The following is a 22,908-nucleotide window of genomic DNA, read 5'->3' as shown; positions in this document are numbered from 1 at the left end:
ACATTTGAGGGAGGTATAATCCATGAATAAGACAGAACTTGTTGATGCTATCGCAAAGGAAACTGGTCTTTCAAAGAAAGATTCAGAGAAGGCTGTTAAGGCTTTCACAGATGCTGTTTCAAAAGAGCTCAAGAAAAAGGGAAAAGTTCAGCTTGTAGGCTTCGGTACATTCGAGACTGCTAAGAGAGCAGCTAGAACTGGTAAGAATCCTCAGACTGGCGCAGCTATCAAGATTCCTGCAGCTACAGTTCCTAAGTTCAAAGCTGGTAAGGCACTCAAGGATGCTGTTAACGGCAAGAAGAAATAATTTATGACAAATAAAACCCTTGGATCCTTTGATCCAAGGGTTTTTTATTGGCATTTTTTCTGGATTTATCTGCTTATCATATAAAAGAACTGGTTTAGTTGCCTGTTCTGCCTCTTAACTTCTCTTCTAAGGCCTTGTGAGCTTCATAGATATCCATATTCTTGTCCATATCCAGCTGAATAAGATTTCTAATATACTTAGTTGCAGACATATTAGCAGCCTTAGCCATATGTTCAACGTAGTCTCTATATCCTCTTACATCAAGAAGAAGGAATTTCTCTTTCTCGTATCTGCTGTTTGCCTTTTCTTTCTGTGTTTTAGGCTCTTCTACAGCTTTATTAATACTTGTATTAATTTCTTCCTCTTCTTCCTTTTTAACCTCTTTTACGACCTTTACAGCTTCTACAGGGGCTTCTTTAACAGGTTCTACAGTCTTAACCGCTTCCGGCTCTTTTACTTCTACAGGCTTAACAATTTCTGGTTCTGGTTCGTTGACTTCTTCGGTCACTTTATCAATATCGCTTGTTACTTCAACTTCGTTTAAAGGTGCTTCCTCTCTGGCTTCCAGCTTGGTCATTCCTGCAAATAAACCTTTTCCAGTTTTATTTGCCCCCTGCTTCAACATACTTGCTTTGCTTGCCATCACTCATCCTCCTCCAGAAATTCATCAATAAAGTCATCATAATCTCTTGCAGCAGCTGATCCCCCAGCATACTCAAAAATATCCATCTTCATTGTCTGAGCCTCTTCTACTGATACATTAAGTCTGATCTTGGACTTAAATACCTTTGTACCTAAAAGCTCAGCTTTTTCCTCTATATCATTGATCCAAATCTTGGAATTTGCTGTGTTTCTGACCTTAGTTACAAGGATTCCATCTACTTTAAGCTTGTCATTGGTGAAATCATGGATTTGATCGATGAATTTATACAGTCTTGATAATCCCTGAAGAGAATATGCACCAGGCTCAAGAGGAATAATCACCTCATCAGCGACTGTAAGTATATTCATAAGAACAACGCCAAGAGCCGGGCTACAGTCAAATATGCAGAAATCGTACTTGTTCTTGAGCTTACTGAAGGCTTCCTTGATAAGTCTCTCTCTTCCAAGAGCTCCAAAGGTCATATCAGCGGATGCAAGATCAATTCCACCTACAATAAGGTCTAAATTCTCTGCAATAGGAATTATGGCCTTATTTATGTCCTTTTCCCCCTTCATGACCTCAAAAAGCTTGGCTGGTACATTTTTATAGAAATATTCCTGCTGTTCAGCTGTAAGCTTCTCAATATCCTCTGGATCAGGATCTATCTCATTTAAATCGATTCCAGCGGTCATTGAGAGATTTTCCTGTGGATCTGCATCGATCACAAGGACCTTAAAATCTCTCTTAGCAAGGCCAACAGCCATAGCATAACTTGAAGTAGTCTTAGCTACTCCCCCTTTTTGATTACTAAAAGCAACAATACGCATACTTCTTCCCCTTACTATTTCATTTTCTCCAAAAATAATTATAAGTCTCAGGATATTTATTTTCAATATATAATATGAAAAATATAAGAAATATATTTTCTATGAATTATACACATCATATATGTTATATATCATCGTGATCCAATAATAGACTTTGTTGTTGTCATATAGCTTATTTATGTTATATAACATTACAGTATTCAAATTCTTACTATAATTGTTTTTTATATGTTATATAACTTATATTATATATTTATCTTTATGTTTTCTAGTGATTTTATTCTAGTACTATTCGACTCTAATTTATTATATATCATATATATCATTTAAATCTAAACTAATCAAAGTTTCGGTATATGATTTTATTCTGTTTTGTCCATGCTGATTCTGAATATTGTCCCTTCCAGGACCTGATCTCGTATCCTGTCTATCAAAACTTGCTATTCATTGACGCTTTTCATACATAGAAATGCTATATATGTTATATATCATTTCTAAAATTGTTCTTTTGCTAAACCCGCATGGTTACTGCGTTTTCTTAATTTATTATTTATCAGCAATATACTGGACAGATAAATATCATCGCTTACATCATTCTTTTTTATTAAGCCCAGAATATATATCATCAACAACTTATAAACCATTTATATTATATATGTTATATATCATATCAATTATATTCAAATATCTTTTTTCTATCTATACGTTATATATCATCTATATTCTATATTTATGATATATGTTATTGTATGTAAATAATATATATTAAATATATTGCATATATTATTTATAGCACATATATTAAATAAATTAAATGTTTCATTTAAATTACATATATTATATTTGTTATATATTATATATTTGTAATTTTATATTTATTCTATATTTTATATTTGTTATATATTGTATATGTTAGATATTGTTATTATTTATAATATATATGTTATATGTTTACTATTTGTTTTATATTTTATCTATCTTATATTTGTTAATTATGTTATTATTTATTTATATATTAAATGTATTAATTATATTATGTATTTCGAATATATAATATATATTAAATATGTTGTATTTGTTATGTATTTGTAGTATCATATATATGTTAGATGTGTTATGTTTGCTTATTTGGGGATCAATTAGTTTTGGATCTCTTTTGTTAGGAGCCTCGGACCCAGATTTGGCCGAAAATAGAAAAAAGCATTAATATCCATCAAGTTTGTAGTGATTTTAATTATTTTTCTTTGTATTAGATTTTAAGAGTAATAAATAAGTATTTCCCTGGCATTTAATACTCAAAAAACTAATTTTATAAAATCTTTATAAACAAAATTACGTGTAACAAATTGATGCAAGAGTATAAATCTTCAGGATTATATCATAAGTCGCATAAATAGGGCAGTTTTAGGATGCTGTTTAGAATGTGAATTTTAGTAATCCATCAATTGCAAGTGTACATTCATCAAATTATAAACAGATTTAGTATTTCTATATAATATCAATTGTTACCTAATCTATATCTATCGAATTATTTTAGTTCTATTATATTTAGAATTAATTATTATAGCCTGTTTATAATTATATTGATTTGTATCAATATTTAATTTACCTAATTAGTCAATTGCAATTCAGGGTATTTTTTCTTATCAGTTGATTTGTTAATTACAATGTACTATCTGAGATAATTCAATTGATAATTGAAACTAGATAAATTATAGAATTTATTTTAGTTACATGTGTTATCTAAATGATAAATTTCGTTTGAAATATAAATAATTATTATTAGAATTAATTAGTCTGTTTCAACTAATTTCAGTTGAAATTAAATTCATAATTATTATTGTATAATATAGTTTAAATGTTATTTTTAGAGGCAAAACTAGTATATTTTGTCTCTTTTTTGTTGCAAGAAAAAATCTATTCGATTGCAATATATGATTTAAAAGCAGTATTTATGCAACTGGATCAGTTGTTTTTTATTATTTTTTTAAAACATACAATTGTTTATTAATTAAAATGTCAAAGAATGCTGATGAATACTGATGTTTAGCTTTTTAAAGTGTACAAAAAGGGGATGAATAGTGAAGCTAAAGGGAACAGAATGTGACATGATAGGGATTTTCAGGTGAACAAATAGGGTATGGATGATGTAGTGTACAGGTGATACTTAATGGAATGATAAGTTACCTAAAAAGGACTAAAAGGTGACCAAAAAGGGAACAACTGGCGATAAAAGACATATATGTCTAAAAGCCGCACAAATACAGGGGTTGAGAACATACAGAAGAGCAAAGGTGACCAAAAAAGGAATGTTAAGGTGACCAAAAAGGGAATGCCATTTTATTAAGATTTTCCGATAAATCCATTGTTTTGCCAGTAATGAATTCTGAGTGGATATTTAGAACTATATCTATAAATATATCTATAAATGCCTATGCTGCGTTAAGATCATGGATTTCATTTCATTCTTAAAGCCCTTCAAAACCCGCATATTTCAAGAAAAGAAGAGTTGTGGGTACTTAAAAGGGAATTAAAGGTGACTAAAAAGGGAATGCTATATATTTCCTGGTATATTTCGTTAAAAGAGCCATTTTTGAGAAGGTAAAGATAGTCTGGATCTAAAATTTAAGTTCTAAAATCAGGTAAATATAAAGATTTAGATACAAATTATTCGTCTTGGGGACCAAAAAGCGCGCAAGTGAGTCTGTAAAGGTGACCTAAAAGGGAATAAATTTGACTGATTAGATTAATATAAAATGGTCAAAAGTGACGATAAGGGGCGCACATATTATCAAAGGTGCATAAAAAGGGAACAAAATAGATTGACTAAAAGGGTTAATAGAATATTGTGGTTTTAAGCCTATTTGCACACAAAATATTGTAAAAAACAGCTTGAAAGTGACAAAAAAGGGAATATAATAGAATTAAGGTTTATAAAAAGGGAATGTTATTTATTCTTTAGACTTTAAAGGTGAATAAAAAAGGAACACCTTGATTATATCAATAGGTGTACAAAAAAGGAATCCTATCTATGCAAAACGAAAAGAGAGACCAGCTTATTGTAAGTAAGAAGACTTACAAGAAATCCAATGAGCTTATCAATGCAATGGGAAAGGGTACAGCTCTTAGCCAGAAGCTTTTCGCCATTGGAATGCAGAATATTAAGGTTGATGAGACCAATAACGTAGTTGCTACTATATATGGTACAGAACTTCGTAAGATGTTTAAATCGAGTTCTGGATCTCTTTATGAGCATATTGAGGCGCTATGCGACAGACAGATCAAGGGATCAACAATATTTGACTGGAACCTTCTTATGAAGGACAAGGAAAATGGTAAGATCGAGGCACATCAGGTGGTTACTGATGCCTCGTTTAAAAATGGTACTCTGACTCTTCGTTATAATAACTCTCTTACTGATAAGATAGTCAATCTTCAGAAGGATTACACAGTTCTGAGCCTTGCTGATACCTTAAGCCTTAAGAGTGTATATTCCCTCAGATTATATGAGATGCTCAAGTCTGCTTATGACTACCAGAGAGCCATTAGCAAGATGCAGGGTGAGATGGTGCTTGAATACAAGCTTACAGAACTTAAGCTTGAGCTTGGCATTATCAATTCCGGAGGAAGCAAGGAGATCAAGGCTGAGCTTGAAAAAGAGTATCCTGATTATGACAGGATCGATGAACTTGCTGAGAAGACCGGCCAGACCAAGTATAAAGAGTACAAGATCTTTAACAGGAACGTACTTTCCAAGGCAAAAGAGGAGCTGAATCAGAAGACCAGCATCCAGGTTGACTACGAACCTATCAAAAACGGTCGTAAAACTGAGGGTATCAGATTCTTTGTTACCAAGAAGGATGCAGAGGTAGCAAAAGCAAGTACAGAGGCTCCAATTAACAAGGATGAGATATTAGACGATCTTATCGATCTTATGCACGATGATTTCAAGTTAAGAGAGATCAGGGAGCTGGCAGAGCTTGCAGAATATGATTTTGACAAGATCAAAAAGTCTTATGAGTACATGAACAGTTACACCAAGCCTATAGATGTGCCAATTGCCTTCATGAAGGATTGTATCAAGAACGAATATTATAACAACAAGACCACCAAGTTCAGGGCTAAAAAGAATACTTTTAACGACTTTGAGCAGCGCGGAGACTATAACTTCGAGGAACTTGAGAAACAACTTCTAGATAACTGATAACACATATATGATATATAACATATATAAGGGAGATGTATGGAAAAAGTCGTAGCAAAACTTCTGATTTTTGGGGATTTACCGGAAGATTCTATTCTCATGCAGCTGTCAAAAGTCTATAGTGATTACCACAGCGGCCAGTATTCAAAAGAGGATCTTATTAGCAGATGTTATAAGCAGATAAAGCGTTTGTTAGAGCTTGGGACAGCTTGTGCCTTTGATAAAAATCTATGGCACAATTACCTGACCTATATTCTTATCATGAGCGAGAATCCTTTTACCTTAACCTGCGAAAAAGTCGGATGGAAGGATGGAAGTGTCAATCACTTCGCTAAAAGCGATTTTAAGGCCTTTAAAGAGCTTTTTAACTATGATTTTACAGAACTTGAGAAAGACCTTGATATCGATTGCTTCAGCTGCATAACAAACTATAAAGCAATTGAAAAGCCACAGCTTATGTACAATAAGAACGTAAGCGAAAAGGTTAGGGGCCTTAGCGAAAAGCTCGAAAAGACAGAGACTGTAGAGGATTTCTTCGAGGTAGTAACCTCTTTTTACAGGGATATTGGAGTAGGCGCCTTTGGTCTTAACAAGGCCTTCAGGTTCAGGGATCTTCCAGGTGGGAACGTGGAATTTATGCCCATCAACAATATGGACACTGTGGTACTTGATGATCTTGTTGGATACGAGCTGCAAAAAGAGAAGCTTATCGCTAACACCAAGGCCTTTGTAAGGGGACAAAGGGCTAATAATGTCCTTTTGTTTGGCGATAGCGGAACTGGCAAGTCTACCAGTATCAAGGCGATAGTCAACGAGTTTTACTCAGAGGGACTTAGGATGATCGAGATATACAAGTATCAGTTCAGGTTCCTTTCCCAGGTAATTGCCCAGATCAAGAACAGAAATTACAAGTTCATCATCTACATGGATGATCTGTCGTTTGAAGAGGATGAATCCGATTACAAGTTCCTAAAGGCTCTTATAGAGGGCGGAGTAGAGACAAGACCGGATAATATCCTGATATATGCTACTTCCAACAGAAGGCATCTTATCAAGGAGACCTGGCGTGACAGGTCCGATGTGGAGCAGGACGGTGATATCCACAGATCTGATACCATGGAGGAGAAGCTCTCGCTGGCTAACAGATTCGGCGTTACAATTGGCTATTACAAGCCTTCAAGACAGGAATTCTATGAGATTGTTGTGGCTCTTTCTGAGAAAAATGGTCTTAAGATTGATCCTGATCAGCTAAAACTTGAGGCTGACAGGTGGGAAATGAACCATGGAGGCATCTCTGGAAGGACTGCTCAGCAGTTCGTAGATCATCTGTTGGGGAAGAATGTTATATAACAAATATAAGGTATATAACCCATATAGGTTATATACCTTATTTACAATCTACAATAAATATCATCTAAAAATCAAGGATTCCATTTAAGATTAGGGCAATTCGCAGCACAACCCTGTAATGCGTTATTCCTGACTTCACAGGACGCGTTTCGGCATTCTCTGCATTTGAAATTATAATGATATGAGTATCTTATCTTGCAGGCCTTACAGCAGAAAGGATTTGCGCTGTTTCGAGCCACAAAAGTTCGACCACATCCTACACATTGAATTGCAACGTTGTGAGCCATACTCCACCTCCTAATACTATTATTGCAAGAAAAACAGTCACAATCAATTAAATTGTAGTAAAATGAACGTAAAAAATAAGTTTTAGAAGTGGTTAAGGTAACAAACATGCATGAAATGAGCTATATCGCAAGGATGGTTTCTCTTGCGATAGAAGTGGCAAATGAAAATAAAGCCAAGGCTGTAAAGAGTATAGAAGTCACTATTGGTAAGACAAGCGGAGTAATGCCATATTATATGCACAAGTACTATCCAGATGCGTCCAAGGGGACAATTCTTGAGGGGGCGGAGCTTATCTGCAAAGAAGTTCCAGTCACAGCTCTGTGTGAGGAATGTGGCAGCGAATATGAACCAGTAAGAGAACACAATTATCTCTGTCCAAATTGCGGCGGCAGAAAGGCCAGGATAATAGCTGGACGTGATGTGGTTTTAACAAATGTTGTGATAGAAGATTAAAGAAAGACTACAGGTGGATTTATGAAGATTCTTTATCTGGAATGTAAAATGGGTATAGCAGGAGATATGCTTGCTTCAGCGCTTCTTGGTACCTTTGAGGACAAAGAAAAGATCATTGGGGAGTTAAATTCCATGGGAATTCCCAAGGTTGCTTATAAAAACACCAAAACTGAAAAGTGTGCAGTGGTTGGTGAGCATATTTCTGTGCTTATTGATGGCGAAGAGGAAGAGAGCGCCGATGTTTCAGATCATCACCATGACCATGAGCATAGTCATAATCACGACCATGAGCACGAGCATCATCAAGACCACCACCACGATCATGACCATCATGAGCATTCACACAGCTCCCTCTATGAGATTGAAGAGATCATAGAAGGTCTTAATATTCCAAAAGAGATCAGAAGCGACATAAGAGAGGTGTACCAGCTTCTTGCTGAGGCTGAAAGTGAGGTACACGGCGTTAATGTGTCAGATATCCATTTCCATGAAGTTGGCAAGCTTGACGCAATAGCTGATATTGCAGCAGTCTGCTACATGATGCACGAAATAGATCCTGATAAGGTGATCGTATCTCCTATTAACGTAGGAAATGGCCAGGTAAGGACTTCGCACGGCATACTTCCAGTACCAGCTCCTGCTACAGCAAATCTCCTTCGCGGTATACCAAGCTATTCATCTGACAGGATCAGCGGAGAGCTGTGCACGCCAACTGGAGCAGCTCTTGTTAAGTATTTTGCTTTTGATTTTGGCGCTCAGCCTGTAATGGCTGTTGACAGGATAGGCTATGGAATGGGCAAAAAAGATTTCCCTCAGGCAAACTGTGTTCGTGCCATTGTTGGAGAGGCAAATGATGAGGCCGATGTGGTCGTAGAGCTTTCCTGCAACGTTGACGACATGACTCCGGAAGAGATTGGTTTTGCAACAGAGATGCTCTTTGAGGCAGGTGCCTTGGAGGTTTATACAATATCAATTGCTATGAAAAAGAATCGCCCGGGATTTCTTTTGACCTGCATGTGCAGGGAAGATAAAAAAGAGACAGTTGTAAAAACTATCTTCAAACACACAACTACAATTGGCATAAGGGAGAACGTCAGCAACAGATACGTGCTTACAAGGCAGATAGAAAAGATTCAGACTCCTTATGGAGAGGTCAGGATCAAAAATTCCTCAGGATATGATGTACAGCGCAGGAAATTCGAGTATGACGATCTTGCAGGAATATCCAGAAGGACAGGAAAGTCTGTTATAGAGCTTAAAAAAGAACTGATAGATTTCTTACCTGAAGAATAAATAAGAGCTGTGAAGCATTGCTTCACAGCTCATTTTGTATGATCACTTCTCGAATAGCTTTTCAATGGCCTCCTGAGAGTTATTTATGGCTTCATCTACGGTTATTTCGCCGTCAATGCATCTAACCAGCTCCTGGCCAAAAACTTCTTCAATTTGGGCCCATTTTGTTGTTCTGGGACGTACTCTTGAGTTGTTGGTTCCGCTGTAGAGCTGTTCAAAGTAAGGATACTCTTTTAAGACCTCGGGATCTCTGAATATGGACTTTCTTGTGGGAACGCCGCCGTATTCAAGAGCTTTGCGTTGAACATCCTCGCTGGTCAGATATGTTGCAAACTTAAGGGCAAGATCAGGTTTTGCAGAATTGGTTGTGACTCCAAGGAGCCAGTTTCCGATCTCTCCTGTAGCAAGTACTTCAGAGGAGGATGTCTTTTTTCCTGGAATCTGAGCTATAGCGGCGCTGGATCCTTCTCCTGAAATGAACCAGGAAGGCCAGCCAAGGGCGATAGCAGCTTCTCCTGAGTTAATTACATCTACAAGCTCATCTTTTGTGTAATTGCCGCCTGTCTGGTAGAGCTTGCAATAAAACTCCAAGGCTTCGCGGCTCTGATGGGAGTTTAATATCACTTTTCCATCTTCGTCAAACAGATCTCCGCCAAAGGCCCACAATATGGGCAAAAAGTCTGAAACAATAGGATTTCCAGCCTGTCCACGGATTGCATAACCTTTTTTGCCTGCCTGATTTACTGTCTGACATTTACTGTAGATACTGCTCCAGTTACTAAGTACACTGGGGTCTTCTACTAAATCTTCGTTGTAGAAAACGAGCTGAACATTACCAGAAAATGGAAGAGCATAGGTTGCGCCCAGAGGATATGGGTCTTTTCCAAGAAGCTTTGATTTTTCTACGAAATCTTCGTCGTCCAAATAGCCAAGCTGTGTAAGGTTCTGGATTATCTTCTTTTCAATATATTCAGGCATCAGAGGATCGTCGATCATGATGACATCGTACATTCCTACTTCGTTTGAAGAATCATCGATTGCTGTTTTATGTATGTCATCAGCGCTAAGCGGAACTACGTTGACCATACAGAAATTTTCTTTTTCAAAGTCACCTTTAACAGCATTTATGACATCACAGTGAGAGCCGTCCCTTGCTGCAATTGTTATGGTAGTTACAGGGCCGTTCGATGTTGTTTGCTTGGAAGAGCAGCCAAAACAAATGGCCATCAGTGCTATCAATAAGATGACTGATACTGATTTTCTAAGCTTTTCTCTCATTAAGTTTTCCTCCGAGATGAAATAATTTTATCATATTGCGAGTGTTAATAAATGAAAAAATAATAAATTATGGTGAAATAAAGCGAGTTGTATTGTATAATTATTTTGGAAATATGTAACCACCAACAGCTTGTCAAGGAGACTGCTATGCCTGATAAAGAAACAGAAGGGAAGATAGGATATTCATTTGATACAGAGCTTTCTAGCAGCGATATTTTATCAATGCTAAAAGAACTTCCTGATGCATGTTGCATTTTTAAGGTTTTAACTGATCCCTTTGGAACTGTAAAGGACATGCTTTTCCTGTTCGCTAATGAAAAGTATGCGCAGTTGACGGGATTTTCTACAGCTGAGCTGATCGGCTCTACTTTTTATACCACAGTTAACAATCAGGATGAGGACTGGATCAAATTCAGCTATCAGGCTGCAATCTTAAGACAGTCTTCCATAAACAGGTCTTATAACTCTCAGCACGATCTATGGCTGGAGTTCTGGGCAGTTCCTGTGTTTCAGAAGGGGTTCTGCGCATATATCATCCACGATGTGACAGCAGCAAAAAGAGATGAGGATACCAGAGATCTGCAATCCAATACCAATAAACTGGTTATTGAGTGCGCTAAGGCTGGTTCTACCTCGGATTTTGCCAAGGGAATCAAAAGGGTGCTTAGGCTGATCGGTCAGACTCTTGAGGCTGACAGGGTATACGTGGTAAGAAATGATGGAAATAAGCTAATCGACAGATATGAATGGATAAGTAAGAGTAGTTCTGCAGATCTTCCTCCTAAGAAAATATTCGAAAAATACGACATTATCAGCAGCTGGAACAGGCAGCTGAGAGGAAAGAACTTTTTTGCCATGAACGATACATCTACGATCGCAGATGTACAGCCTGAGATGTACAATGAGTATCTGGCCGGAAAATGCTCAAGATATGCTGTATCTGTTCTTAGAGACAAGGATGAAAGGATAGGATTCCTTGTTGCGGATAATTACTCAAATGAGCTAAGGCTTAACATCTCAGAGGTTATGGAGACAGTAAGCATCTTTCTTTCGACGCAGATCAAGAATCATGAGCTTACTCAGGAGCTTATGTTCATGGGAGGGCATGATGGCCTGACAGGACTTGGCAATAGATATGCCCTTAACCAGGAACTTGCGCTGCTCAAAGAGATGTCAGTACCTGTGGGAGTGTGCTACACAGATATAAATGGGCTTAAAGCCATAAATGACGAAAAGGGCCATGAAGCAGGAGACCAGATGATCAGAGATACTGCTTATCTGTTTGGTTCCATCTTCAAAAAGAAATTCTGCTACAGATTTGGTGGCGATGAATTTATAGCTCTTGTTCCGGAAGTATCACAAGAGAAGTTTGTGGAAATGGTTGAGAAATTCAAGCTCAAAGCAAGGGGCGTTGCTATTGCAGTAGGATGGGAGTGGATCGAGGTCTCTGCAGACATCAATAAGGCCATCAAAAATGCCGATGAGGAGATGTATAAAGACAAAGCCAGATATTACAAAAGACACGAGAGGCGCCACGCCAACAACACCTGATAATATGACAATAAAACTGAGCCGTCTTCATCATGAAGACGGCTCATATTTTAAACCGAAAAGTTATATAACATATATCACATGTATATCATCAAGCTAGAGATGCTGTGATGATAGCCATTGAGTAAACCTCGATAGCGTTGCATCCACGAGAAAGGTCATTGATAGGAGCGTTAAGTCCAAGAAGGATAGGACCATAAGCCTCGAAGTTACCCATTCTCTGAGCGATCTTATAACCAAGGTTACCAGCGTTGATGTCTGGGAAGATGAAGGTGTTTGCGTGACCTGCTACAGGTGAACCAGGAGCTTTCTGCTTAGCTACACGAGGTGAAACAGCAGCGTCGAACTGAAGCTCTCCATCGATAGGAATCTCAGGATACCTCTCCTGTGCCTTCTTAGTAGCGTTCTGCATCTTGGTTACTGTATCGTCCTTAGCTGATCCCTTTGTTGAGAATGAAAGGAATGCAACCTTAGGCTCTACACCGAATCTCTTAGCGCAGTTTACTGTCTCGCCGCAGATCTCAACAAGCTCATCCTCGTTAGGGTTGATGTTGATTCCGCAGTCAGCCATTGCGATAACCTCGTTGTCACCAGTTGCTGAAGGGCGAACAAGGATGAAGCAGGAAGAAACGATTGTGTTCTCAGGTTTAGTCTTGATGATCTGAAGTGCAGGACGAACTGTGTCTGCTGTTGAGTATGTAGCACCGCCAAGGAGGCAGTCGCCAAGACCCATCTTTACAAGCATTGTTCCGAAGTAGTTAGTCTGCTTGAGCATTGGGATAGCCTTATCAGGTGTCATTCCCTTGCTCTTTCTAAGCTCGCAGAAAAGGTCAACCATCTCATCAAACCTATCGAAATTTTCAGGATCGATGATCTGTGCTCCGCGGATGTTGTAACCAGCATCCTCAGAAACCTTGATGATCTCTTCCTCGTTACCTAAAAGAATAGGCTTGATGAAGTTTCCTGCAAGAAGTCGTGAAGCTGCCTCTAAGATTCTTGGATCATTTCCCTCTGGGAAAACGATTGTCTTAGGGTCTTTTTTGAGCTTCTGTATCATATCTCCAAATCCGTACATTTACTTATCCTCCTTAAAAAATGCGAATCTAGTTTCAGTTATGTAAGCGCTATCATTTCGAAGCGCAAGCGTATTATAAGACAATGATATCAAAAAAAGTTTGATTTCACTCAACTTTTACATTAAAATTTATTTGTTAATTAATAAACTATATTGTGAGGAAAATATCATGAATATGAACCCTATGATGCTGATGCAAATGCAGCAGAGATTACAGACTTTTCAGCAGGATCATCCAAAGGTAATGCCATTTTTCATGGCGGTAAAAGATACTGCAATGGTAGAAGGAACTGTTCTTGCCATGAAGGTTACAACTCCTGATGGAAAAACACTAGAATCCAACATCAAGCTCACTGCCAATGATATCGAGACAATGAAGATGATGTCGGATCCGAACTTTCAGAAATGATAATTAGATGATCAGAGTACTTTCACGTACTTGTCGCCCTGCTTGGCGAAGTCGTTCTTGGCCAGGTACTCCTTGTGATAGGTATCAGGGCCATTGAAAGTCACTGATTTTACGCCTACTGTAGCGAGATTTGCAAAAAGGAATTTGCCAATTGAAAAATCTCTGTACTCAGGCAGACAATAATCGATAAGGATGCTAAGATCGCCCTTTTCGTCCTGATCACCAACAAAGATGCCTACAGGAGCTCCTTTATAGCAAACCATGTAAGCGGAATTGGAGTTTTTAAACTTGTTTGTGGTACCAGGGAAGAATTTCTCGATATCTTCTTTCTGCCTGTCAATTGAATAACCAAGCATAGAGTCGTCAGGGGATACTTTTACAAGGTCGTATTCTCTGGCGTTTTTACTTGTGTTGCTCATCTTGACCAGATAGTAGATATTGATCATCACAAGGCAAAGGTTCATGATGGCTGTAGGATAGGAGTGGATGATAAAGGCATAGATCGTGAAAATAACGCTTCCTATGGTGTTCACCACACGCAGTTTGACTACAGATACCATGAGGAAAGACACTAAAACCAGCGCTGAACCTGTATATCCGATTGCTTCAATAAGAACTTTTGTGTTCATAAAAACCTCTTTCCTTTGTGTAATGGTTTTTTGTTATAATAATTTTGCCATTAGCTTTTTTGTTTCGTATAAATAATTATAAAGCGACTGAGCTATTTATCCAAGAGATATTCATGTGAGGAGGAACTGACAATGGGAATCAACGAGAAATTAACAGATGAAGAACTTAAGGGCATTTCTGGCGGTGCTGGAAAAGCTATCGATCCCAAGCTTGAAAAAGAAAGAAAAGCATTCGAAGACGCCTGGGATAAGCTTGATATGGAGAAAAAGGGCTATACTGGTATGCAGAGAGCTGAGTTGTATGATCAGTGGCAGGAAAAGAAGTCTACTATTGCTACCCCAGAGGCATTTCTTGGCGGTATGCTTTCATGAACAACCTGATTGGCAATAAAAAAGGCAAGGAGGCCACAAGTCTCCTTGCTTTGTAAATTAATACAAAAAAATCACAACAATAAAAGTGCAACAAAAGTAGCAAAAGCTGCCAGAAAAGCAGATGATGCTGCTATTGTGACAATTTTAGACTTCAAGGCATTAGAATCGACATATTTTCCGTTAAGATTAACTGTATCTATTGTTTTGGGTTCTGATACCTTGTTGTATCCGCTATAAGTATTAATATCCATAGGCTCGTCCTCCAACTGTTACAAAAAACCAAAAATCCAATCTGACCACTTTACTAAATAGTAAACTATAAATGTGTAGATTTACTTACCATCACCTTAAGAATTTATAAAAAGAATATTAAGATTAAAAAATGTCGAAAAATTTATGGAATTTTCTCACAATATTTCGAACAATAGCCGAAATATGAATTATAATGAGTATAGATAAGCAAAGGAGGTATGAGCTAATGAAAAGAAATAGTATTGTTGGAATGATCTTAGCGACTACTCTTTTATTAATAGCAGGATGGGGCGGATACGCGGCTGACAAGTGCATTTTAAGTGAAAATGAAGACCTTAAGCCAGTTATATACTTATATCCACAGGAGGATGGCCAGGAGATCTCGGTCAGCCTCGATTATGATGGAGATATCACAGAACTGATCCCTGAATTTAATGCAGATAACACCTGGAATGTGACAGCAACAAAGGATGGCACCATTACTTTTGAGGGACAGCAGTATGACTACCTCTTCTGGGAAGGTGTTCCTCACTTTGAGTATGATTTCTACACAGGATACTGTGTAAAAGGCTCAGAAACTGAGACTTTCCTAAGAGATATGCTTCCAAAGCTTGGTCTCAACGATGCAGAGATGGAAGAATTTTTGAAGTTTTGGCTTCCAGACCTTGAAAGAAACCCATATAACATGATAAGCTTCCAGGATAGAACTTATCGTAATGGGGCGAAACTTTCCGTTACACCAGAGCCTGATACCCTGATCAGAGTGTTCATGGCTTGGTATCCTTCAGATGTTTACGTAAAGATTTGTCCTCAGATTATTGAGACCCCGGAAAGAAACGGCTTTACCGTGGTTGAATGGGGCGGAAACAAGGTTAAATGAAGCTTATCAAGAAATTTATACCCTACTATAAGCCTTATATAGGCATCTTTTTGCTGGATCTTTTATGTGCTTCGATCATGTCGGCAATCGATCTGGCATTCCCACAATTTATGAGGATCCTCCGGGCTACGCTGTATTTAGAGGCCCCAGAGGTGATCTTAAAGAGAATAGGACTTATTGCAGTGCTTCTGATCGCGATGTATGCGGTCAGAAGCCTTTGTAAGTATTACGTAACTTACCAGGGCCACATGATGGGCGCCAGGATGGAATCCACCATGAGAAGGGAGCTGTTTGACAGGTTTGAGGCCTTTTCTTTCTCCTACTATGACACACACAACACAGGAGAGATGATGTCCAAGCTGGTTTCAGACCTTTTTGACGTATCAGAGCTGGCTCACCACGGTCCTGAGAATATCTTTATCTCAGTGGTTAAGATCATCGGATCCTTCATCCTTCTTATGAGGATCAATGTTCCCATGACCTTGTGCCTTCTTGCTGTTGTTGTCTGCATGGCTGCATTTTCTGTCAGCCAGAACAAGAAGATGAGAAGGACCTTTTCTGACAACCGGAAAAAGATCGCAGGCATCAATTCATCACTGCAGGATACCCTTGGCGGTATCAGGGTTGTAAAGTCCTTTACTGGCGAAGACATCGAGCAGGGCAAGTTTGATAAGTCAAATCTTGCGTTCCTTGATTCAAAACAGGCCAATTACAGGCAGATGGCTCTTTTCCATTCAGGAAATAACCTCTTTGAGGGACTTATGTTTGTGGCAGTGCTGGTAGCTGGCGGCGTGTTCATCGCGCAGGGACAGCTGACCGGCGAAGATATCGCGATCTATGCCCTCTACATCAATATTTTCATTAACCCCGTAAACGTGCTGGTGGAGTTCACCGAGCAGCTGCAGAAGGGCATGGCGGGCTTTGAAAGATTTTCAGATGTCATGGATACAATGCCCGAGATAGTGGACAGACCGGATGCAAAAGAGCTAAAAGACGTAAAGGGTGTTATCGACTACAGGAACGTATCTTTCGCATATGGAGACGAAGAAGCGGTCCTTAAGGATATCAACCTCCATGTGGAGGCTGGCAAGGCAATAGCAATTGTAGGGCCTTCTGGCGGCGGAAAGACCACCCTTTGCTCGCTCCTTCCAAGGTTTTACGATGTTAGCGGCGGAGCGGTCCTTATAGACGGAACTGACATAAGGGATGTGACTCAGAAGTCCCTTAGATCCTTTATTGGAATTGTACAGCAGGACGTATATCTGTTTAATGGCACGGTAAAAGAGAATATCGCCTACGGTAAACCTGACGCCACCATGGAAGAGATTGTTGAGGCTGCCAAAAATGCCGATCTTTTAGGCTTTATTGAGACTTTGCCAAATGGTTTTGATACAGAGGTAGGAGAGAGGGGAGCAAGGCTTTCTGGAGGCCAGAAACAGCGAATTGCCATAGCAAGGGTATTCCTTAAGAATCCTCCGATCCTGATCCTTGATGAGGCTACAAGTGCTCTTGATAACGAGAGTGAGAGATATATTCAGGAAAGTCTTGATAAGCTGGCAAAAGGAAGAACAACGATCACCATCGCCCACAGGCTTTCAACTATCCTTGGGGCAGATGAGATCATTGTTCTTGATGAAGACGGTATAAAAGAACGTGGTAAACACAAAGAACTTATCCAAAAGGGCGGTCTGTACGAGAAGTATTACCGGATGCAGCTTGGAAAAGTATAAGTAAATATATGATCTACAGGTGTTGCTCACCGCAGTATGCGGTGGGCAATATTTCTTAGAAGGTGAGTGATTATACCGTAGTCTCTGTTCAGGGACTGAGGGAGAGTGGGCACTCTGTCAAATAATATCTGCTGATATTCATCGCCAGTTCCTTTTAAATCCAGTATTTCAAGTGAATAAACTGCAGATACGCCGGACCTTGAAGGCGTGATTCCAGTAACTACGCAGCCAAGATCTGCTGATGCTGTGAGGGCATCTACTGCTACATCCACCATGTCGCCAATGACCAGGTCTCCTGTTTCGTCCAGGAAGATCTTAAGACTGTGCTCAGTAAGGAAGGTTGTGATGCCTTCAAACCTCTGGCCGTCGGATTTCTTGGTCATAAGGACAGGCTCAGCGTCTATTACGTGGACTATATCAGCCTCGCTGTCCCTGCCATCCTCAAGGAACATGGACATGGCAAGGTAGTAAGAGTTTCTGATAAGCCAGAATATCAGGATGATAAGTGAAAGTGACTGAAGTCCCTTTGCAATGACGATGCACCTTATGATTCCGACTATAGAAAGAGCGATAAGCACAAGGTATGGCATCATGGACTTAAGATCTGAGCCTCTTTTTACCTTTCTTGCAGACTTATCAGTAACAGCAAACTTCTTGGTAGTGATGCCAAAGAACTCCTTGATTATGGGCACAAGAAGGTGCGGCATTACACTGGTCTCGTAGATTCCGCTCCACTTAAGGGATACGGCGTTATCACTGTTGGCCCTCAGGCACAGATCCTGCATGATAAACATTGGAACCCAGAAGATCAGAAGATCGAGCCAGGAGCACTTGAACACAGGGATGGCAAACACAGCAAAGATCAGCGGCGAAATGATATAGATCAGGTTCTTTACAGGCGAATACCAGTAAACCATGGAGCTCCAGTAGCTAAGGCGCTGGGAAAGAGAAAGTCCCTTTCGTCTGAACAGGTGGAGCTGGCGTGCTGTGCTGATAACGCCGCGGCCCCAGCGGATCCTCTGCTTGATATGCTCTTTGAAGGTATCAGGGGTTTTTCCGCTGGCCAGGGGCTCAGGAAGGGCAAGGCTGACAAAGCCATGGGACTCAATAAGTAATCCAGTGGCAAAATCTTCTGTGATGGATTCTGTATAGAAGCCCCCAACTGCTTCAAGTGCTTCTCTTGCAATGACGGTGTTTGAACCGCCATAAATTACGCTGTTTGTGGAAGTTTTTGCAACTTCAATGGTCCTGTAAAAGAAATCCTGCTCATTTGGAGCGCTCTTTTCAGAATAAAGAGCATATTGGAAAATATCAGGTTCATAGAAGCACTGAGGAGTCTGCAACAGTCCAAGACGTATCTTCTTTTCCGCAGGAAGGCTCTCGCTCTTCTTTTTTGCGTCTATGAAGTAAGGAATGGTCTTAAGAAGGAAATCGCTCTTTACCAGCATATCAGCGTCCAAGGTTACTACGTAAGGAGAGCTGGTCTTTCCGAGGGCATTGTTTAGGTTACCTGCCTTGGCACCTTTGTTGTCAGGGCGATCGAAATAACCAATTCCCATGGAATCAGCAAGGGAGCGCATTTCACTTCTTCTGTTGTCGTCGCATAGCCATATATGCACCTTGGACTTGTCAGGATATCTAAGGTGGTTGCATGCATTTATTGTCTTTCTTAGGAGATCGGCGGGCTCATTATAGGTGGCTATAAAGATGTCAACCTCAGGAAATTCATCATCTGAAATAGCTGGCAGAGGATGATCCTTTAAGGCCAAAAGGTTCATATAAAGGATTATGGACTCGATAAATCCAAAAACCTCCACAACCAGCAGGATAATATTGGAGGCCACAGCAACAGGTCCCATTTCCACAGGGACTGAGTAGGCTATACGCCAGAACAGATACATAAGCGTAAAGAATATGCTAAGAAGGAGCACGATTCTTTTTAATACAGAGAAGATTTTCTCTTTTATCTTCGGATTGCTTGTAGGATTTGTGGCATCAAGATTGTCGTAAGTCAAGTATTTTTTTCTGGAAATAGATCTTACTGTGACTACGAAAATCACAGCTACAGCCTCAAGAATTAGAATATCAAGCGCTATTTTTAGCCATGCGTTGATTATTGTCACATCTCTCTGGGTCAGAGACTGCAAAAGAGCTGATGGAAGGACGACCTTCTTTGCCGCAGCTTCCGGTATAGGGATTAAATCCGGTTCCTGACCACTAATAAGAGCCTTGACCCAGGTTCCGCTTGGAGTAAGATCTGCGTCCGTCATAGGCTCGTGAGGGTCATATTGGGGCTTTAACATGGCGGAGGACTCGTCCTTGTTGGACAAACTCCAGATAGCGTAGCTGGTACCATGCTCGTGAAGGATGTCGAACCACTTAGCCGCAGTCTCAAAGTCTATTTCGCCGTCTCCACTGGCTTCACAGATGCCGCACTCAGAAATAAATACAGGAAGTCCCTTATCAAGGGCTTCAAGCAGCTCACCCTGAAGATCTTCCTGGTGAGTGGCAGCGTAGAAGTGAAGAACGTACATTACATTGTCGAAATCAAGGGGTTTTCTGGAGGCTATGATAAGGTCTCTGTCATAGGTGGTGGTACCAACCAAAATGATAGCATCCGGGCTGTTTGCTCTGATAATAGGGATGACCTTGTTTGAATACTCATAAACGTCGCTCCAGGAGCACTCTTTATTGGGCTCATTACATATCTCGTAGATGATATTTGGAACGCCGGCGTACTCGGAAGAAATCTGGCTAAAGAAGTCCATGGCCGCATCGATGTTGATGTTGGGGTCATAGTCGTTAAGGATATGCCAGTCAACCATGACGTACATATCGTTTTTTATGGCATAGTCAACACCTTGTCTTAGAAGCGCTGCGTTTTCATCTTTTTCTCCATTGCAGTAAAGCTCAGAATACATGGGAAGTCTTATGAGGTTACAGTCCCATTCGGTGGAGACCTGCTTAAATATGTCGTTAGATATAAAGTCTGGGAACCAGGTGAGGCCGTGAAGACTTATGCCTTTAAGAATAACGGGAGAGCCGTTTTTATCTACGAGCTGAGTGCCCTTTACAGACAGCTGGCCATTGGCGCTGGGCCTTGCATGGATAAAAGAGCTATCTTCTGCATGGGAAGTAAACCCTGAAGATAAAATGCCCAGAATCAGTGAAAATGCTGCGATGATTGAAATTACTCCAAAAATTTTTTTCATTTTTTGCCATCCACTTCGTTAGTTCGTATAAATACATGTAATACCTATTACTACAGAAAAGAGGTACAAAAATATGTCAAAAATAAGAGAATGTATTTCAGATTGCAGAAACAATGTAGTATTTGCTGTAACAATGGCCAGAGATGTGGCTAAGTACCTGAAGGAAGAAAAGAAAAACGAGAAGCTCTGCCTTCAGCTCTGATAAAACGCAATCATATCAATTGATATTTATTCATGGCCTTCCAGATTCCGTCATCTTCAAGATTGGAGGTGACGAAGTCTGCCAGGGCTTTTGTTTCGTCTGAGGATCTTCCCATGGCAACTGCAATGCCAGCAGTTTCAAGCATCTCCTTGTCGTTGATGCTGTCTCCAAAAGCCATAGTATTACGGGGGTCTTCATTCAATAGCTTGCACACTTCCAGTACACCGGTTCCTTTGCTGAAGCCCTTTGGCACCATTTCTACGATGGTGTCGGTGTGAAGGATATAGTTGTACAGGTCGCCAATTTCTTCAAAGCACTGGTCCCTTGTTGGGCTTGTGCAGTCGCAGGAGAGCTTGTTCATCTCCCAGTTTCCCCAGTTGTCAGTGATCCCAAGGAGATTTTCTCCCATTTCACGCATGACCTTTTCGCCATACATGTCCCCTTCAAAATCACTTCTGTCCATATACAGGTACTTGGGACCTTCAAGGATTGCCTTAAATCCGTGTCTTTTTACTGCCTCTATGGTTCTTATGGCGTCTTCTTTTGGGATAACTCTGTTAAAAAGAGTCTCTCCCTTATATTCGATCATGCATCCACAGGATGAAACTATTCCATCAAAACCTATACTAAGAAGATCTTTATCGTGAACAAATGCCCTTGCACGACCGGTATTTATAAAGCAGTGGTGGCCATTTTCCTGGGCCTTTTTGATCGCAAGCTTGGTGCTTTCTGGGATGTAGTTCTTGTAATCCCACAAAGTGCCGTCAATATCGAAAAACAAAATCATAAAACTATCTCCAGTTAAAACATATGCTATGATTATTATAACTTATTATTTGTAAGATTTATCGTTATTTTTAATTTGGAGCACAACCACATGAGCAGAAAAGCTATGCTCTTAAACGAATATTTGCGGGAAAGATTTGGCTGCAAGGTCTACAAAATAGCTCTAAATGGCGGCTTTACCTGCCCAAACAGGGACGGAAAGCTGGGCACAAGGGGCTGCATTTTTTGCTCTGAGGGCGGAAGCGGAGAATTTGCAGAGAGCGCAAGGCTTTCCATCACCAAGCAGATAGAGCTTGGAAAAGAGAAGGTCGCAGGGAAGATAAAGGATGGCAAATATATTGCATATTTCCAGGCTTATACAGGGACCTACGACAAGGTGGAAAGGCTTAGAGCTCTTTTCACAGAGGCAATAGAGCACCCTGATATTGTGGTATTGTCCGTGGCAACAAGACCTGACTGTCTCCCGGAGGAGGTTCTTGACCTTTTAGAAGAGCTAAACAGGAAAAAGCCTGTGTGGGTCGAACTTGGGCTTCAGACTATCCATGAAGAGTCTGCAAGGTACATCAGAAGAGGATATGAGCTGCCTGTGTATGACAAGGCGGTAAAAGACCTCAGGGCGCGGGGGATAGAAGTCATAACCCACCTGATAATCGGACTTCCCGGTGAAACAAGGCAGGATATCCTTGAATCTGTTCGCTACGTGTGCAGGTCCGGGGCCAGTGGCATTAAGCTTCAGCTGCTTCACATACTTAAGGGGACCGACCTTGAAAAAGAGTATCAGGAGGGCCTTATAGAGGTCCTTTCCGAGGATGAATATATAGAAATACTAAAGGAATGCGTAGATATCATACCTGAAAACGTAATAATCCACAGACTGACTGGGGATGGAGACAAGAAGATCCTGCTTGCCCCAATGTGGAGCGCAAACAAAAAACATGTATGGAATAAAATCCAGAAATACGTGTTATAATGGTTCTAGGAGAGAAACAATATGCTTCTGGCGATGAATGTGCTAAACAATAGCAACCTAAAAGTCGTGTAATACACACTCAAAATAATTATGCTGGGTTCATGCCGAGTTTAGTGAGATAGAGGCGATCTCTTTCGGTCACTTCCGTGTTCCAGCGTTTTGATTTTAATTCAGAGGATATCTTCACTTCCTCCACT

At 40.0% G+C, this 22,908-nt stretch carries 20 protein-coding genes; 12 read left to right on the top strand and 8 right to left on the bottom strand.

Annotated features, from left to right (window positions below; genetic code table 11):
• The first annotated feature begins 22 nt into the window (after positions 1-22).
• Positions 23-307 carry an HU family DNA-binding protein gene (locus J6I68_RS09095; RefSeq protein ID WP_022766405.1) on the top strand — a complete coding sequence of 95 codons (285 nt, stop codon included), beginning with the start codon at positions 23-25 and terminating at the stop codon, positions 305-307.
• A gap of 94 nt (positions 308-401) precedes the next feature.
• On the opposite strand, the gene J6I68_RS09090 is transcribed toward J6I68_RS09095, so the two are convergent.
• Both J6I68_RS09090 and J6I68_RS09085 read right to left on the bottom strand, forming a co-directional pair.
• Positions 402-950: a hypothetical protein gene (locus J6I68_RS09090; RefSeq protein ID WP_292219822.1), complete on the bottom strand. Its 549-nt coding sequence runs from the start codon at positions 948-950 to the stop codon at positions 402-404.
• Entirely contained in the window at positions 950-1,777 is an 828-nt protein-coding gene (locus J6I68_RS09085) for a ParA family protein (RefSeq protein ID WP_292219821.1), read from the bottom strand. The genes J6I68_RS09090 and J6I68_RS09085 overlap by 1 nt, the downstream gene beginning before the upstream one ends.
• A gap of 3,031 nt (positions 1,778-4,808) precedes the next feature.
• On the opposite strand from J6I68_RS09085, the gene J6I68_RS09080 reads away from it, so the two are divergent.
• From J6I68_RS09080 to larC, 4 genes are all read left to right on the top strand, one after another.
• Positions 4,809-5,981 (top strand): replication initiation protein, encoded by a 1,173-nt coding sequence (locus tag J6I68_RS09080; protein ID WP_292219819.1) that lies wholly within the window; start codon positions 4,809-4,811, stop codon positions 5,979-5,981.
• Positions 5,982-6,020: 39 nt separating this feature from the next.
• Complete coding sequence (locus J6I68_RS09075) at positions 6,021-7,331, top strand: ATP-binding protein (RefSeq protein WP_292219818.1); 1,311 nt, start codon at positions 6,021-6,023, stop codon at positions 7,329-7,331.
• A 375-nt stretch (positions 7,332-7,706) separates the two neighbouring features.
• A complete protein-coding gene (hypA, locus tag J6I68_RS09070; protein WP_292219816.1) occupies positions 7,707-8,072 on the top strand; it encodes a hydrogenase maturation nickel metallochaperone HypA in 366 nt (121 codons plus the stop codon).
• Between the two features lie 21 nt (positions 8,073-8,093).
• Complete coding sequence (gene larC, locus J6I68_RS09065) at positions 8,094-9,365, top strand: nickel pincer cofactor biosynthesis protein LarC (RefSeq protein WP_292219815.1); 1,272 nt, start codon at positions 8,094-8,096, stop codon at positions 9,363-9,365.
• Between the two features lie 42 nt (positions 9,366-9,407).
• Here the strand turns inward: larC and J6I68_RS09060 are convergent, their stop codons facing one another.
• The gene (locus tag J6I68_RS09060) at positions 9,408-10,643 is read right to left on the bottom strand and encodes an extracellular solute-binding protein (protein WP_292219813.1); all 1,236 of its coding nucleotides are present in this window, start codon (positions 10,641-10,643) and stop codon (positions 9,408-9,410) included.
• Between the two features lie 147 nt (positions 10,644-10,790).
• Here J6I68_RS09060 and J6I68_RS09055 point away from each other — a divergent pair, with 147 nt between their 5' ends.
• The gene (locus tag J6I68_RS09055) at positions 10,791-12,194 is read left to right on the top strand and encodes a sensor domain-containing diguanylate cyclase (RefSeq protein ID WP_292219812.1); all 1,404 of its coding nucleotides are present in this window, start codon (positions 10,791-10,793) and stop codon (positions 12,192-12,194) included.
• Positions 12,195-12,285: 91 nt separating this feature from the next.
• Here the strand turns inward: J6I68_RS09055 and pta are convergent, their stop codons facing one another.
• Positions 12,286-13,269, bottom strand: coding sequence for a phosphate acetyltransferase (pta, locus tag J6I68_RS09050; protein WP_292219811.1), 984 nt, complete (start codon positions 13,267-13,269; stop codon positions 12,286-12,288).
• A 169-nt stretch (positions 13,270-13,438) separates the two neighbouring features.
• Here pta and J6I68_RS09045 point away from each other — a divergent pair, with 169 nt between their 5' ends.
• The gene (locus J6I68_RS09045) at positions 13,439-13,678 is read left to right on the top strand and encodes a hypothetical protein (protein ID WP_292219809.1); all 240 of its coding nucleotides are present in this window, start codon (positions 13,439-13,441) and stop codon (positions 13,676-13,678) included.
• Positions 13,679-13,689: 11 nt separating this feature from the next.
• Here the strand turns inward: J6I68_RS09045 and J6I68_RS09040 are convergent, their stop codons facing one another.
• Positions 13,690-14,307, bottom strand: a complete 618-nt coding sequence (locus J6I68_RS09040) for a YgjV family protein (protein WP_292219808.1) — start codon at positions 14,305-14,307, stop codon at positions 13,690-13,692.
• A 132-nt stretch (positions 14,308-14,439) separates the two neighbouring features.
• Here J6I68_RS09040 and J6I68_RS09035 point away from each other — a divergent pair, with 132 nt between their 5' ends.
• Positions 14,440-14,679 carry a hypothetical protein gene (locus tag J6I68_RS09035; RefSeq protein WP_292219807.1) on the top strand — a complete coding sequence of 80 codons (240 nt, stop codon included), beginning with the start codon at positions 14,440-14,442 and terminating at the stop codon, positions 14,677-14,679.
• Positions 14,680-14,750: 71 nt separating this feature from the next.
• Here the strand turns inward: J6I68_RS09035 and J6I68_RS09030 are convergent, their stop codons facing one another.
• Positions 14,751-14,930, bottom strand: a complete 180-nt coding sequence (locus J6I68_RS09030) for a hypothetical protein (RefSeq protein WP_292219806.1) — start codon at positions 14,928-14,930, stop codon at positions 14,751-14,753.
• A gap of 227 nt (positions 14,931-15,157) precedes the next feature.
• Between J6I68_RS09030 and J6I68_RS09025 the strand changes: the two genes are divergently transcribed.
• Positions 15,158-15,811: a hypothetical protein gene (locus J6I68_RS09025; RefSeq protein ID WP_292219804.1), complete on the top strand. Its 654-nt coding sequence runs from the start codon at positions 15,158-15,160 to the stop codon at positions 15,809-15,811.
• Positions 15,808-17,541 carry an ABC transporter ATP-binding protein gene (locus J6I68_RS09020; RefSeq protein ID WP_292219803.1) on the top strand — a complete coding sequence of 578 codons (1,734 nt, stop codon included), beginning with the start codon at positions 15,808-15,810 and terminating at the stop codon, positions 17,539-17,541. The genes J6I68_RS09025 and J6I68_RS09020 overlap by 4 nt, the downstream gene beginning before the upstream one ends.
• 26 nt (positions 17,542-17,567) lie before the next feature.
• On the opposite strand, the gene J6I68_RS09015 is transcribed toward J6I68_RS09020, so the two are convergent.
• A complete protein-coding gene (locus tag J6I68_RS09015; RefSeq protein ID WP_292219802.1) occupies positions 17,568-20,753 on the bottom strand; it encodes a cellulase family glycosylhydrolase in 3,186 nt (1,061 codons plus the stop codon).
• A 73-nt stretch (positions 20,754-20,826) separates the two neighbouring features.
• Here J6I68_RS09015 and J6I68_RS09010 point away from each other — a divergent pair, with 73 nt between their 5' ends.
• Positions 20,827-20,955, top strand: a complete 129-nt coding sequence (locus J6I68_RS09010; protein ID WP_292219800.1) for a hypothetical protein — start codon at positions 20,827-20,829, stop codon at positions 20,953-20,955.
• 10 nt (positions 20,956-20,965) lie between these two features.
• Here J6I68_RS09010 and J6I68_RS09005 read toward each other — a convergent pair whose 3' ends face one another.
• Entirely contained in the window at positions 20,966-21,742 is a 777-nt protein-coding gene (locus tag J6I68_RS09005) for an HAD family hydrolase (RefSeq protein WP_292219798.1), read from the bottom strand.
• Positions 21,743-21,832: 90 nt separating this feature from the next.
• On the opposite strand from J6I68_RS09005, the gene J6I68_RS09000 reads away from it, so the two are divergent.
• The gene (locus J6I68_RS09000) at positions 21,833-22,711 is read left to right on the top strand and encodes a TIGR01212 family radical SAM protein (protein ID WP_292219797.1); all 879 of its coding nucleotides are present in this window, start codon (positions 21,833-21,835) and stop codon (positions 22,709-22,711) included.
• The last annotated feature ends 197 nt before the right edge of the window (positions 22,712-22,908 follow it).

Source organism: Butyrivibrio sp. (assembly GCF_017940685.1).
Lineage (GTDB): Bacteria > Bacillota > Clostridia > Lachnospirales > Lachnospiraceae > Butyrivibrio.
Note: the sequence above shows the minus strand (reverse complement) of the source record. Positions and strands in the feature narration are given on the sequence as shown.